The 14150-nt window shown below is 72.6% G+C and carries 9 protein-coding genes and 1 pseudogene; 5 read left to right on the plus strand and 5 right to left on the minus strand.

Annotation, left to right across the window (positions count from 1 at the left end; genetic code table 11):
- Positions 1–53 precede the first annotated feature (53 nt).
- The gene (locus tag AXA68_RS03275) at positions 54–2243 is read right to left on the minus strand and encodes a formate/nitrite transporter family protein (RefSeq protein ID WP_066412775.1); all 2190 of its coding nucleotides are present in this window, start codon (positions 2241–2243) and stop codon (positions 54–56) included.
- A 70-nt stretch (positions 2244–2313) separates the two neighbouring features.
- A pseudogene (locus AXA68_RS03280) lies at positions 2314–3587 on the minus strand (TIGR00341 family protein).
- 124 nt (positions 3588–3711) lie between these two features.
- On the opposite strand from AXA68_RS03280, the gene AXA68_RS03285 reads away from it, so the two are divergent.
- Both AXA68_RS03285 and AXA68_RS03290 read left to right on the plus strand, forming a co-directional pair.
- A complete protein-coding gene (locus AXA68_RS03285) occupies positions 3712–3963 on the plus strand; it encodes a hypothetical protein (RefSeq protein ID WP_066412778.1) in 252 nt (83 codons plus the stop codon).
- 158 nt (positions 3964–4121) lie between these two features.
- Entirely contained in the window at positions 4122–5003 is an 882-nt protein-coding gene (locus AXA68_RS03290; protein WP_066412780.1) for a homoserine kinase, read from the plus strand.
- Positions 5004–5009: 6 nt separating this feature from the next.
- Here AXA68_RS03290 and AXA68_RS03295 read toward each other — a convergent pair whose 3' ends face one another.
- Together AXA68_RS03295 and pdxS are read right to left on the minus strand one after the other, a co-directional pair.
- Complete coding sequence (locus AXA68_RS03295; RefSeq protein WP_066412782.1) at positions 5010–6254, minus strand: arginine deiminase family protein; 1245 nt, start codon at positions 6252–6254, stop codon at positions 5010–5012.
- 553 nt (positions 6255–6807) lie between these two features.
- Positions 6808–7716, minus strand: a complete 909-nt coding sequence (gene pdxS / locus AXA68_RS03300; protein ID WP_066412785.1) for a pyridoxal 5'-phosphate synthase lyase subunit PdxS — start codon at positions 7714–7716, stop codon at positions 6808–6810.
- Between the two features lie 189 nt (positions 7717–7905).
- Here pdxS and mobA point away from each other — a divergent pair, with 189 nt between their 5' ends.
- Positions 7906–8583: a molybdenum cofactor guanylyltransferase gene (gene mobA / locus AXA68_RS03305; protein ID WP_066412788.1), complete on the plus strand. Its 678-nt coding sequence runs from the start codon at positions 7906–7908 to the stop codon at positions 8581–8583.
- A 70-nt stretch (positions 8584–8653) separates the two neighbouring features.
- Here mobA and AXA68_RS03310 read toward each other — a convergent pair whose 3' ends face one another.
- The gene (locus AXA68_RS03310) at positions 8654–9226 is read right to left on the minus strand and encodes a J domain-containing protein (RefSeq protein WP_066412789.1); all 573 of its coding nucleotides are present in this window, start codon (positions 9224–9226) and stop codon (positions 8654–8656) included.
- A 114-nt stretch (positions 9227–9340) separates the two neighbouring features.
- Between AXA68_RS03310 and mutS the strand changes: the two genes are divergently transcribed.
- Both mutS and AXA68_RS03320 read left to right on the plus strand, forming a co-directional pair.
- A complete protein-coding gene (mutS, locus tag AXA68_RS03315; protein WP_066412790.1) occupies positions 9341–12262 on the plus strand; it encodes a DNA mismatch repair protein MutS in 2922 nt (973 codons plus the stop codon).
- Positions 12252–14081: a DNA mismatch repair endonuclease MutL gene (locus AXA68_RS03320; RefSeq protein WP_066412792.1), complete on the plus strand. Its 1830-nt coding sequence runs from the start codon at positions 12252–12254 to the stop codon at positions 14079–14081. The genes mutS and AXA68_RS03320 overlap by 11 nt, the downstream gene beginning before the upstream one ends.
- Positions 14082–14150 lie beyond the last annotated feature (69 nt).

The raw sequence follows: 14150 nt of genomic DNA on the forward strand, positions 1-14150 counted from the left end.
TCGGATCGACGTCGATTTCGCGGCGTCCCCGGCGGCGTCGCCGTCGGCGTCGGTCACCGCGCGCTCGTCTCGTCGTTCTCGCCGCCGTCGTCGCCACTCTCCCCACTCTCGTCGTCCCCTCCGTCCTCGTCGGGGTCGTCGTGATCCGTGATCACTGCCGGCTCGGGCGGCTCGTCGTCGTCCTCGTCCCCTTCGTCCTCGTCGGGGTCGTCGTGGTCGGTGACGACCGCCGGCTCGGGCGGCTCGTCGTCGTCACCCTCCTCGTCTTCCGCACCGTCCTCCCCGTCCGGGCGGTCGTCTGCCTCGCCGGGAGCGCCCGCGTCGGCGTCGGGCTCGTCGTCCCGCCTTCTGCGGACGTCCGTCCCGCTCGACTCCTCCGGGTCGCGCTCGACGCCCCCGTTCGGCGGGCCGGCCTCCCGGCGTCCGGAGCCGAACAGCCGCTCGCGGATCGAGCGACGGCTCGGGCGTTCGGCGAGCAGCACCGAGCAGTCCACGTCGTGGATCACGTCGAGGTGGAGCGAGTTGGAGACGAGCCGGGAGAGCAGTCCCTTCTCCGTCGCGCCGATGACGACGAGGGTGTGGTCTCTCGCCTCCCGGACGATCGCGGCCTCGACGTCCCCGCCGTCGTCGACGATCCGCTCGGCGTCGTCCACGTCGTTCTCCTCGGCCCACGCCGCGAGGAAGTTCTCGCCCTCCTCGCGGTCCGCGGGGCCGTCGACGACGTGTAACAGCGTCACCTCGGAGCCGGCGGTCCGCGAGAGCACGCTCGCCACCTCCGCGCCCAGCCGGGAGTCGGGGCCGCCGGAGGTGGGCAGCAGGACCCGCGAGGTGTCGAGATCCGTCTCGCTCAGGATGAGGAAGTCACACGGGAGCTGGTTCGTGAGCTCGTCTATCGGGCGCTCCGCACGGGCGGCGTTCCACAGCTGGTCCTCGCCCCATCCCATCAGCACCGCCTCGGGGCGCGTCCGGCGGGCCATGTTGAACACCTCCTCGAAGGAGCGGTGGGTGACGACCGTCGAGGTGGAGACGTCGACGTCGTACCCCTCGGCGGTCTCGCGAAGCCCCGCCATCCCCTCCTCGGAGACGTCCGCGATCCGGCCCGCGCCCGCCGACAGCGACATGCGCTCCGGCGCTTGGACGACGTGGACGATGTGGACGAGCCCGTCCTCGTGGTCGCTCGCGAGCCGGCTCGCGAGCTCGACTATCGGCCCGTCCGTCCGCGGGTTCGTGATGGGCACCATGATCCGGTGGCCCTCGCTCGCGAACAGCGTCGCCTCCGTGGCGTCGAGGATGGGGACGTACGACCGGCCCGCCGCCCGGCCGAAGACCCACTCCGGCAGCGTGAGCCGGCGGTTCACGCCCTCGAAGCGCGCCTCCTCCAAGCGCTCCTCGCTCGTCTGGAAGTAGTTCACCAGGGTGACGAGCACCACGCCGCCGATCGTGTTGCCGAGGAGCACGGGGAGCACGAACCCGAACAGCCCGTCGTAGAGGGTTATCCCCTCGCCGTAGAGGCCGATCGCGCCGACGAACAGCAGGTACAGCACCTCGGTGAAGGAGACGACGACGTGGTAGAGGTCCCCGAGCGGGATCGCGAGGAAGGCGAGGTAGACGACGAGCAGCCGGGTGACGGAGTTGGTGGAGGCGAAGCCGACCCAGACGACGCCGGCGACGATCAGTCCCGCCACGGCGGCCTTGAAGAAGAGCGGCCAGAAGCCGACCGAGAACCCGCCGCTCGAGACGTAGATCGCGGCGTCGACGGCGTCGCCGGAGAAGACGCCCCCGTACGAGAGGACGAGCGCGCCGATCGCGCCGCCGGTGAAGTTGCCGGCGAGCACGATCCCCCAGTGGCGCAGGAGCGTCGGGACGCTGGCGAGCCGCTCCAAGGTCAGCGCCACCGGCGGCAGCGTGTTCTCCGTGTACAGCTGGTAGCCGCCGATGATGATGTAGATGAACCCCAGCGGGTACAACGCGACGCTCAGGATCGGGTGGCCGCCGGTCGCGGCGGTCAGCGAGACGTACAACAGGAAGGTGATCGTGATCGCCAACCCGGCGGCGACGCCGCTGAAGAACAGCTCGCGTCGCCCCGAGGTCACCTCCTCGTCGGCCGCGGCGACGATCCGCTGGAACACCTCGTCCGAGGAGAAGCGGTCCCGGACCGCTTCGCCGACGGCGGGCGCGCCGCTTCTGGATCGCTCGACAACCTCTCGCATCGAGTCGTCGTCGGGATCCGTGGGGTCCGTCACTGCCCTACACAGAGTGTCGCCCGTAGAAAGTAGTTGCTCTTCCCGCCGACCGGGCGGTTCCCAGGGTGACTCACGACCGGTCGACGGTCACCAGCCGGACCTCGACGTCGGGGTTCGCCCCCGTCACCCGTTCGATCCGCGCCTCGAGCGTCGTCGCCATCCCGTCGACCGAGACGTCGGGCGGCGCGCCGACGGTGACGACCACGCGGTCGGTCTCCCGCGGGGGAACGTGCCGACCCGTTCGATCTCCAGCTCGAGCAGCTCGGCGTCCGGATCGAGCGTCGCCAGCTCGTCGCCCACCGCGTTCCGGACGTCGGTCTCCGTGGTGGAGGCGACGTAACTGTCGTAGGTGACGCCGCCGAGGAACGCGCTCAGTAGCGCTATCGCGGCGACGAGGACGACGACGCGTTTCACGAACGCCGCCCGCGCGTCGTCCTCGCGGAACCAGCGCTCCGGCCGGTACCCCTCGTACCAGAGCACCACGAGCGCGGAGAGGTTGATCGAGAGCACGTTCACCGCGACGATCACCCCCGCGCCGAGCACGAGCCGCGGGATCGCGAAGGCGATCCCGATGCCGACGGCGGCCGCCGGGGGGATCAACGCCACGGCGATCATCACGCCGACGAGCGTGGCGGAGACGCCCGTCATGAGCGAGACGATCCCCGCGACGCCGGCCCCGATCGCCACCGCGAGCACGAGCACGTTCGGGGCGAGCCGCTCCGCGACCTCGGCCAGTTCGAGCGGGTCGAGGCCGGGCGGCACGAGCCCCAGCGACCGGAGCCCCACGGCGAACGCGGTCGCGGCCGCGATCGCGACCGCGACCCCGAGCACCTGCATCCGCACGCCCCGCCGGAACATCTCCTCGTCGTCGACGACCGTCCCGATGGCCGCCGACATCGCGGGGCCGATGAGCGGCGCGATCACCATGGACCCGACGACGGTCGCCGGCGAGTCGAGGAGCAGCCCGGCCGTCGCGATCACGGCCGAGATCACCGTCATCAGGACGTACGTCCGCATCCCGGAGGCGAGGTCGTCCGCCTTCGCCTGGAGCTCCTGTCGCGAGATCCGGTCTTCGTCCCGTTCGGACTCCTCGGCGTACTCCGCCTCCAGCTCCTCGAACCGCCGGGAGATGACGGTCTCGGCCGCGACGATCACCGTGTAGGTCCGCTCGTCGATGCCGGCCTCGCGCAGCCGCTCGAGGACGGGCTCGACGGCCGCCTTCGGCAGCGGGAACGTCGCCACGCCCGTGTACTCGCGGTTGCTCGTCTCGTCGGTGACGACGTAGTCGACCCCCTCCTCCTCGAGCGCGCGGACGACGGCGGCGCGCTTTCCGGCCGGGATCATGACCTGTACGAGTCGCACGATCCGTGCTTTCCCGGCCGCGGCTTATAAGCGAGGGGTCGTTGCCCCCGGACGTGCCCGTAGAAACGGAACTTTAATGCGAGAATCGCTCCCATCTCCCGACGAGATGCTCTCGCCGCTGTTCATCGACACGTTCCTGCTCGATTATCACCTCGGGCACGTCCTGTTGCTCGCGTTCGTGGCCTCGCTGCTCGGCGTGCTCCCGCTGAAGTCCCAGAAGGTGATCGCCGCGGTGATCGTCAGCTTCGGGTTGATCTTCTCGATGTCCCCGTTCACCACCATGCCGGCGACGTACATCCTCCTCGGGATCGGGCTGGTGATCGTCGGGCCGCTCCTGTGGACGACGGCCGACTCGTAGCGCCGCCCCGTTTCTCCGTCTCCCCTCCGCTTCGTTTCTTCGTCTCCCCTCCGCTCCGTCTCCCGTCCGCCCCGTTTCCTCCGTCTCCGTTCTCGTCTCGCGTTCTCGCGTCGATCGCGATCCCGCTCCTTTTTGACGCCCCGGCGTAACGCCTCCGCATGGTAACGGTACGGGCCCCCGCGACCAGCGCGAACCTCGGGAGCGGCTTCGACGTCTTCGGGGCGGCGCTCTCGCGGCCCGCCGACGTCGTCACGGTCGAGCGGGCCGACCGGACCACCATCGAGGTGACCGGCGTCGGGGCCCAATACATCCCGGAGGACCCCGAGGGCAACACCGTCGGGGCGGTCGTCGAGGCGCTCGACGCGCCCGCACACATCCACATCGACAAGGGCGTCCGCCCCGCCTCGGGGCTCGGCTCCTCGGCGGCCAGCGCCGCGGGGGCCGCGGTCGCGTTGAACCGCCTCTACGACCGGGGCTACTCCCGGGAGGAGCTCGTCCCCATCGCCGCCGAGGGCGAGGCGGTCGTCTCCGGCGTCGCCCACTCCGACAACGTCGCCCCCTCGCTGCTCGGGGGATTCACGATCTCGACGACCGACGGGACCAACAGCGTCGACGCGCGCGTCCCGCTCGTGGTGTGTCTCCCCGACGTGGCCGTCTCGACGCGGGACGCCCGCCGGGTCGTCCCCGAGACCGCCTCGATGGACGACCTCGTCGAGACCGTCGGCAACGCCGCCACGCTCGCGGTCGGGATGTGTCGCTCGGACCCGGCGCTCGTCGGCGCGGGGATGAGCGACCCGGTCGTCACCCCGGAGCGCGCCCGGCTCATCACCGGCTACGACGCGGTCCACGACGCCGCGCTCGCGGCCGGCGCGACCGGCGTCACGGTGAGCGGGGCCGGTCCCGCGGTCGTCGCCGCCTGTCGAGAGAGGGACCGGCAGGCGATCGCGGCCGCCATGCTCGACGCCTTCGCCGACGCCGACATCGACGCCCGCGCCTACCAGACCCGGATCGGTCGGGGCGCGACGATCGTCGAGGAGTAAGGGGGGTTACGCCCGCCGGATCGGCGAGGTCATACAGTGGATCCCGCCGCCGCCGTTCGTGAGGTGGTGCGGGTCGAGCCCCTCGCCGTCCGGCAGCACGTCGACGCCCTCGCGTTTCAGCCGCTCGATGGTGCGGTTCTTCTCCGGGTCGTACTCGCCGTCGTCGGTCTCGTAGATGGGGAGGACGGTCCCGTCCGCGACCGTGAGGAAGTTCGTCGCCCACCGCTCCGGGTACGGCGCGTCGATGACCTCGTAGCCGTGGCGGTCGAGGAGGTCGGCGACCGTCTCCTCGCCGCGGCGCTCGTATCCCTCCCCGACTCGCTCGAACACCTCGACGGTCGCGGCCTCGATCAGGGGTTCACGCGCCACGGCGAGCCCCTCGGCGGCGACGTTGAGCCAGCCGTCGAGGTGGAGCAGCCGCGAGGAGGTGCCGTGTTCGGCGGCGAGCCGCTCGTCGGCCGACAGCGGCGGGCGGACCAGTCCGACCTCGTCGTAGCCGACCGCGCCCGCCTCAATGAGTTCTTTCCCGCCCTCGTAGGTCGTCCGGAAGACGGTCTCCTCGCCGTCCTCGAGCGCCGAGACGCCCACGAGCGCGAAGTCGCCGAGTGGGAGAAAGTCGCCGCCCTCGAGGGTCTCTGTCGCGCTCGTCCGGTGGGCGAGCTCCGCCCCGCGGGCGTGCCACGCCGCCTCGATCAGGGGGCGCTCCCGTCGGCGCGTCGCGGTCCCGAGTCGCGGGAGGATCGGGCCGCGGTCGCCGACGAGCTGGCAGTCGCGCTGGAAGTAGAGGTTCGTGATCGCCTCCTCGACCCGGACGCTGGTGTCGAGCGTCCCCGAATCGAGCGATCCCGAGTCGCCGTCGTCGCCCTCGACCTCGGCGGTCCGCCCGACCGTGGGTCCGAGCAGGACGGCCTGGAGCCGCTCGTAGGCGGTCGCGTCGGCGAGGTTCCCGGCCAGATCCGCCCGCGTCGGCGGCGAGGGTCCGCCGTCGTCGATCCCGATCGCCTCCTCCACGAGCCCGTCGAGGACGCCGCCGTCGGCCAGGTCCTCATGGATATGGCGGACCTCGACGCCGGCGTCCTCCAGGACCTCGACCATTCGGTGGTGTTCGCGTTTCGCCTCGCGAACCGAGAAGGGGCGCGCGAAGTGGTTCGGACCGGGATCCATGGCCCCGATCGCCGCCTCGATCCCCGGCTCGTGGACCCGCACCGCGCGCAACGTGTCGTACTCGGCCTCGACGGTCGGTTTCGGCATGTGATGGTGTCGCGTACCGAACTCGCACGAATAAACGGATCGGGATCGGTCGACACAGGTGAGGGAGTGAACGATCACGGTGGCGCGCCTCCGAGCGAGCCAGCGGCTCGCGAGGAGCCCGCGAGGGACGCGGCGAGTGGAGCGAGCCGCGAGGCTGGGTAGGTGTGAGGTGCGGGGCTGTGCGGGACGGGGTGGGACTCAAAGGGGCAGTCGCGAGGACGAAGACGCGCGACGTAAGGACCGCAGCGAAGGAGCGAGTGAAACGAGCGACTGAGCGAGGACCGCAACGAGCGCATCGAGTCCTCGCGGCTGGGGCTTTGGAGGGTGTTCACCGCAGTCACGCTCACCCCGTCAGCAACGACGGAATATCGAGCGACTGGGGTTTTGACGACGGTCACCGCGCCAGCAACGATCCTGTTCTCATCACCCCGATCTTCATCGAAACATCCGTTCTACAAGCAGACGGATTCTCCTGCCCGGTTCGTCACTATCCAGCTCGAAAGGATCCGAAAACCACCGCCGATCCACTCACGTACCGCGCCTGCCTCCCGATCTAGACGCCGCGGCCCTGGAGCTTCTCCTCCTCGGGCAGCGACTCGTTCGACTGCCCCTTCATCCCCTTGCCGATCCCGGTCGCGATGTCGGCGAGCTCGTCGGGGTCGTCCCAGTTGTTGACGGCCTCGACGATGGCGGTGCCCATCGCCTCGGGGTCCTCCGCGCCGAAGATGCCGGAGCCGACGAAGATGCCGTCACAGCCGTGATACATCATGAGCGCGGCGTCCGCGGGCGTCGCGATCCCGCCGGCCGCGAAGTTGACGACCGGGAGCCGACCGAGGTCGGCGGTCTCGTGGACCAGATCGCGGGGCGCGCCGTGCTCGCGGGCCCACTTCTCGCGCTCCTCGTAGTTGAGCCCCGACAGCGTCCGGATCTGGTTTTTGATGGTGCGCTGGTGTTTGACGGCCTGGTTGACGTCGCCGGTGCCGGCCTCGCCCTTCGTGCGGATCATGGCCGCGCCCTCCCGGATCCGGCGGAGCGCCTCGGGGAGGTTCCGCGCGCCGCAGACGAACGGCGAGGTGAAGTCGCGCTTGTCGGTGTGGTACTCGTCGTCGGCGGGGGTGAGCACCTCCGACTCGTCGATCATATCGACGCCGAGCGACTCGAGGATCTCCGCCTCCTTGCGGTGGCCGATCCGCGACTTGCCCATCACCGGGATGGAGACCTCGTCGATGATCTCGGTGACGTTCGCGGGGTCGGGCATCCGGGCGACGCCGCCGCGCTTCCGGATGTCGGCGGGGACGGCCTCGAGCGCCATCACCGCGACCGCGCCGGTGTCCTCCGCGATGCGCGCCTGCTCGCGGGTGACGACGTCCATGATGACGCCGCCCTTCTGCATCCGCGCGAAGCCGCGCTTGATGAGCTCCGTTCCTCGCTTCAGATCCTCCAGATCGGTCGCCTCGGGCATGTTCGGAGGTACGACCGCGGGCCACTTAACGGGTCGCTTTCGACGGGCTGACGCTCGCCGCCGTGGCGTTTCCTCCCCCGACGCGTCGCTCCGTCTCCGGCTCCGTCGCCGCCTTCGGATCGCGGTGTCGTCCCCCGAGCGGCTCCCGCGACCGCAAACTCGAAGGCCGTCGGCCGCGAGGTGTCCCCCATGCCGACCGGTGTCATCATCGCGGGCGGGCGGTCGACGCGCTTCGGCGACGCCGACAAGTCGGTCGCCGAGCTCGCGGGGGTCCCGATGATCCGCCGGGTCGCGGACCGCCTCGCGGGCGCGGGCGACCCGGTCCCGCCGGGCGCGGCGCGGGCCAGCGGCGGCGATCCGGTCGTCGACGACCTCGTGGTGAACTGTCGGCCGGACCAGCGCGAGGCCATCGGCGAGGCCCTGGACGGGTACCCGCTCCCGATCCGGTGGGCGCTCGACGACGAGCCGGACCGCGGACCGCTCGCGGGGATCCGCAACGCGTGCCGGGCCGCCTCCGGGGAGTACGCGCTCGTCGTCGCCTGCGACGTCCCGTTCGTCGACCCGTCGTTCGCCGAGACGCTCTTCTCGGACGCGGTCGACGCCGACGCCGACGCGGCGATCCCGCGGCTCGAGGACCGGTGGTTCCAGACGACGCAGGCGGTCTACCGCGCGGACGCGACGGCGGCCGCCTGCGACCGCGCGCTCGACCGCGGCGACGGGAAGATCCTCGCCGCGGTCGAGGAGTTGTCGGTCGTCCGGATCGAGGACGCGATCATCCGAGATCGAACCTCAGAGCACACCTTCACGAACGTCAACACCCGCGAGGAGTTCGAGGCGGCCGAGGCGCGCCTCGCCGAGCACGTCTGAACCGGCGAGTCGGACCCGTGAGTCCGAATCAGTGAGTCAGAACCAGCGAGTCCGAACCAGCGAGTCCGAATCAGTCCGTCAGGACCTCGTAGGCGCGGTTCAGCTGCTTGAACGCCTCCTCGTCGCCCTCCTCCCCGTCGGGATGGAGCCGCTTCGCGCGCTCGCGGTACGCCGACCGGACGGTCTCGTCGTCGGCGCTCGGGTCGAGGTCCAGCGTCGCGTACGCCTCCCGCTCCGACATCCCGCGCGTCGAGGGCGCTCGGTCGCGGGGGTCGCGGGAGCCGCCGGGGCCGCGGGCGTCGCGAGCGCCGCCCCCGAACCGCCCGCGCGACGTTCCGGTGCCGGTGCGACCGGACCCGGCCGCGCCCGCTCCGGCGCTGCGATACGCGTCGCGGCGGTTCTCCGCGGCGCGGGCGCGCTGTCTCGCGCGTTCCCGATCCGTCGGTCCGACCCGCTCTGCCTCGCGGCGAACGCGCTCGCGGAGCCTGCCGCTGGCGTGGAACCACATGAGGTACGCCGCGACCCCGAACGGGACGGCGACGGCCAACAGCAGGGGGTTGACGACGACGCCGGCGACGACGAGAAGCGCCGTCAGCCCGACGAACGTCGCCGCCATCCCGACGAGGACGGTGCGGTTCGTCACGGCCGTACTGGGGGTTCCAGAACCGTAAGGGTCTCGGGGACGAGGGTCGGCTCCGGCCGCAGAGCGCGCTCGGTGAGCGTGTCGTTTATACTCGCGGGCGACCCGCTTGCGGGTATGTCTACCGCGGATCGGGAGACGGTCACGGGGGTTCCCCCCGGGATCGCGGCGGCCCGCGAGGAGCTCACGCCGATGCTCTCGCAGTACGCGGAGCTGTGTGCCGCCCACGAGGACGCGCTCGTCCTCTTTCAGGTCGGCGACTTCTACGAGGCGTTCTGCGAGGCCGCCGAGGCCGTCGCGCGCACCTGCGAGGTGACGCTCACCGAGCGCTCGGACTCGACCGGCGACTACCCGATGGCGGGGATCCCCATCGACAACGCCGCCTCCTACCTCGAGTCGTTGCTCGACGCCGGCTACCGGATCGCGATCGGCGACCAGGTCGAGGACGCCGAGGCGGCCTCCGGGCTCGTCGACCGCGCCGTGACCGAGGTGATCACGCCGGGGACCGTCGTCGAGGACGACCTGCTGGAGTCGGGGACGACGAACTACGTCGCCGCCGTTGCGGCCGAGCCGGCGGGGTCGACCCTCGGGCTCGCCGCCGTCGACGTCGCCACCGGCGAGTGTCTCGTCACCGCGGGCGACCCCGGGACCGTCGCCGAGGAGCTCGACCGGATCGCTCCCGCGGAGGTGGTGGTCGGGCCGGGGGTGGCCGGCGGCGATGAGGACCGCGAAACCGCCTCCATCGCCTTCGAACCCGCCGCGGGCGACCCGGACCGGACGGTCCACGGCTACGACCCCGCCGTCTTCGAGCGTCGAGCCGCGCTCGACCGGCTGGAGCCGTACCTCTCCGCCCCCGAGCGCCGGTTCGACGGGGACGCGGAGCTCCGGGCCGCGGGCGCGGTGTTGGCGTACGCGGAGTACACCCAGGGCGACGACGGCCCGCTCGCGTACGTCTCGCGGGTCCGGCGGTACGACCCGCGCGACCGGCTCCGGCTCGACGCGGCGGCCCAGCGCAGCCTCGAGCTGTTCGAGAACCGCGGGCTCGGCGCGAGCGACACGCTGTTCGACGCCCTCGACTCGACGAACTGCGCGCTCGGCCGGCGGTGTCTCGAGCGCTGGCTCCGCCGGCCGCTCGTCGACGCCGACGCGATCCGGTCGCGCCACGACGCGGTCGGCGAGCTCGCGGACCGGACCCTCGTTCGCGAGGGGATCGCGGACGCGCTCGCGACCGCCTACGACCTCGAGCGGCTCGTCGGTCGGGTCTCTCGCGGCCGCGCCGACGCCCGCGACCTCCGGTCGCTGTACGCCACGCTCGCGGTCGTCCCCGAACTGAAGGCGACGCTGGCGGAAGGGGACGAGAGAGGCGAGGGCGACGAGGGGGGACGCCCGGCGGACCTCCCCCGGACCGACCACCTCCGCGCCCTCCGCGACCGGCTCGACGAGCTGGCGGAGGTCCGCGAGCTGATCGATTCGGCGATCGCCGCCGACCCGCCACAGGAGATCACGGAGGGCGGCGTGATCTCTGCGGGGTTCGACGACGACCTCGACGACCTCCGCGCGACCGAGCGGGAGGGCCGCCAGTGGGTCGCGGACCTGGAGGCCGAAGAGCGCGACCGCACCGGGATCGACTCGCTGTCGGTCGGGCACAACCAGGTCCACGGCTACTACATCGAGGTGACCGACGCCAACCTCGACCGGGTGCCCGACGACTACCGCCGCCGCCAGACGCTGAAGAACAGCGAGCGGTACTACACGCCGGCGCTGAAGGAGCGCGAGGAGGAGATCGTGGGGGCCGCGGAGCGCGCGGACGCCCTGGAGTACGAGCTGTTCGTCGAGGTCCGCGACCGGGTCGCGGAGGAGACCGAGCGGGTCCAGGCGCTCGCGGACGCGCTCGCCGAGCTCGACGCGCTGGCGTCGCTGGCGACGGTCGCCGTCGAGCACGACTACGTCCGCCCCGAGGTCGTCGACGACCCGGACGCGGGCATCGAGATCGAGGGCGGCCGCCACCCGGTCGTCGAGCGCGCCGAGGCGTCGTTCGTCCCGAACGACGCGGACCTCCCGCGCGGCTCGATCGCGGTGATCACGGGGCCGAACATGAGCGGGAAGTCCACGTACATGCGGGCGGTCGCGCTCGCGGTCGTGCTCGCACAGACCGGCTCGTTCGTCCCCGCGCAGGCCGCCCGGCTCCCCGTCTTCTCCCGGCTGTTCACCCGGGTCGGTGCCTCCGACGACATCGCCGGCGGCCAGTCGACGTTCATGCGCGAGATGAGCGAGCTGACGGAGATCCTCCACGACGCCGGCCCGGACTCGCTCGTCCTGCTCGACGAGGTCGGCCGCGGGACCGCCACCACCGACGGGCGGGCGATCGCTCGGGCGGCCGCGGAGTTCGTCCACGACGAACTCGGGGCGACGACGCTCTTCGCCACGCACTACCACGACCTCACCGACCTCGCCGACGAGCGCGAGCGCGCGTTCAACCTCCACTTCACCGCCACCCGCGAGGACGGCGAGGTGACGTTCCTCCACCGGGTCGTCCCCGGCGCGTCCTCCTCGTCGTACGGCGTCGAGGTGGCCGAACTCGCCGGCGTGCCGGATCCCGTCGTCGAGCGCTCGCGCGAACTCGTCGCCGAGACCGAGGCGGGAGCCGGCGCGACCCCCGATCCGGAGCGGACGGACCGCGGGGTCGACCCCGATCGCGAGCCCGACCCCGACGCGGGGGACGTCTCGCTCCGCGAGTTCCTCGCCGAGGAGGAGGCCGACGACCCCCCGGCGATCGAGCCGGCCGACGATCCCGCCGCCGGCGACGAGGCGGACTCCGGGCCCGACGCGGAGCCCGGAATCGGCACGGACCCCGGAATCGGCGCGGAGCCCGGCACTGACGGGGACCTCGACACCGGTTCGACCCCCGACGCGTCCGGCGACCTCCCGCCGTCGGTCGCCGCGGAGCTCCGCGATCTGGACCTCGGACGAACGACCCCGATCGAGGCGTTGAACGCCCTCCACGACCTCCAGAATCGACTCGAGAACGATGACGACTGAGCGACGGCGCGGGGGCGGGGACGAGGGTCGCGGGAGCGCCGGAGACGACGCCGAAAGCGCCGGTCGCGTCCGCCGGCTCGATCCCGCCACCGTCGACCGGATCGCCGCCGGCGAGGTGATCACCCGGCCCGCACGGGTCGTCGCCGAACTGGTCGACAACGCGCTCGACGCCGGCGCGTCCCGCGTCGAGGTCGCGGTCGACGGCGACGGCACCGACCGGATCCGGGTCGCCGACGACGGCCGGGGGATGGCCCGTGCGGACGCCCGGCTCGCGGTCGAGCGCCACGCGACGAGCAAGCTCGCGCCCGACGCGGACCCGGTCGGCGTCGGCTCGCTCGGGTTCCGCGGGGAGGCGCTCGCGGCCGTCGCCGACGCCGCGCGCCTCGAGGTGACGACCAACGACGGCGGCGGTGGCGACGGCGGCGGTGGCGACGGCGATGCGGTCGACGGCGACGCGGACACCGTCGACGGCGCGGTCGGAACGCGGGTCGTCGTCGGCCCGCGGAGCGACGCGGCCGCGGACGACGAGCCCGAGGTGGGAGACGCCGGTCGCGCCCGCGGGACGACCGTCGTCGTCCGAGACCTCTTCTCGACGCGGCCCGCCAGACGGGAGTCGCTCGCCGGCTCGCGCGCCGAGTTCGCGCGGATCTCGACGCTCGTCGCCGACTACGCGCTCGCGAACCCGGAGGTCGCGTTCACGCTCGCACACGACGGGTCGACGACGCTGTCGACGCCCGGAACCGGGGTCACCGACGCGCTGTTCGGCGTCTACGACCGCGAGACGGCGAGCCGGTCGACGGAGGTGGCCGCGAGCGTCGGGATCGAGGTTGCGGGCGGGGCCGGCGACGACGACCGCGCGATCGACGTCGACGTCGCCGGCGCGCTCGCGTACCCCTCCGTCACCCGCGCCGCGAGCGACCACCTCCGGGTGTCCGTGAACGGCCGGCCCGTTCGCGACGACCGGCTCGCGGGCGCGGTGCGCGCGGGGTACGGCCGCCTGCTGCCGGACGGCCGCGAGCCGGTCGCCGCCGTCGACGTCTCTCTGCCGCCCGAGCGCGTCGACCCGAACGTCCACCCGGCGAAACGCGAGGTGGGGCTCCGCGACGCCGAGGCGGTCGCCGACGCGGTCGAGGGGGTCGTCGCCGACGCGCTCACCGGCGCGGACCTCCGACGGAAGGCCGACGTCGACACCGACCTCGAGACCGCGCTCGAGCCGGTCGGCGGGGCGGACGGGTCGCGGGCGACGTTCGCGGACGCGGAGCCGATCGGGACGTTCCGCGACCTCTACGCGTTGGTCGAGTCGGGCGACGAGCTGCTCGTGATCGACGCCCACGCCGCCCACGAGCGCGTGAACTACGAGCGGCTCGCCCGCGCGTTCGCGGACGAGTCCGTCCCGACCGCCGCCGTCGACCCGCCGGCGACGCTGTCGCTGTCGGCCGGGGAGGCCGCGGCCGCGGAGGCGCACGCCGACGCGCTCGCCGCGCTCGGGTTCGAGACGGAGCCGTTCGGCGGGGGGACGGTCCGGGTGCGAACGGTTCCGGCCCCGTTCGGCCGGACCGCCGACCCGGAGGCGCTGCGCGACGCGCTCGCGACGCTCTCCAAGGGGAAGTCGCCGCGCGACGCTCGGGAGCGGCTGCTCGCCGACCTGGCGTGTCACCCGTCGCTGAAGCGGGGCGACGCGATCGACCGGTCGGCGATCCGCGCGCTGCTCGACCGGCTCGGCGAGTGCGAGCGACCGTTCGCGTGTCCGCACGGCCGCCCGACGGTGCTCTCGGTGGCGGAGGCGACGTTCGCCGCCGGCTTCGAGCGGGAGGGGTGAGCCGCCGCGGTCGATGTCGCGCGCAGGTTCGGCTCCGGAACCGTTTTGGCCCGTTCTCCCCTCCGTCGG

Origin of the sequence: Halorubrum aethiopicum, from assembly GCF_001542905.1 — an archaeon.
GTDB classification, from domain to species: Archaea; Halobacteriota; Halobacteria; order Halobacteriales; family Haloferacaceae; genus Halorubrum; species Halorubrum aethiopicum.

Excerpts from the sequence above, each read along its gene's own strand:
- AXA68_RS03290 (WP_066412780.1), top strand. The coding sequence starts at position 4,122 with ATGGTAACGGTACGGGCCCCCGCGACCAGCGCGAACCTCGGGAGCGGC.
- AXA68_RS03320 (WP_066412792.1), top strand. The coding sequence starts at position 12,252 with ATGACGACTGAGCGACGGCGCGGGGGCGGGGACGAGGGTCGCGGGAGC.
- AXA68_RS03295 (WP_066412782.1), bottom strand. The coding sequence starts at position 6,254 with ATGCCGAAACCGACCGTCGAGGCCGAGTACGACACGTTGCGCGCGGTG.
- pdxS (WP_066412785.1), bottom strand. The coding sequence starts at position 7,716 with ATGCCCGAGGCGACCGATCTGGAGGATCTGAAGCGAGGAACGGAGCTC.
- mobA (WP_066412788.1), top strand. The coding sequence starts at position 7,906 with ATGCCGACCGGTGTCATCATCGCGGGCGGGCGGTCGACGCGCTTCGGC.
- mutS (WP_066412790.1), top strand. The coding sequence starts at position 9,341 with ATGTCTACCGCGGATCGGGAGACGGTCACGGGGGTTCCCCCCGGGATC.
- AXA68_RS03285 (WP_066412778.1), top strand. The coding sequence starts at position 3,712 with ATGCTCTCGCCGCTGTTCATCGACACGTTCCTGCTCGATTATCACCTC.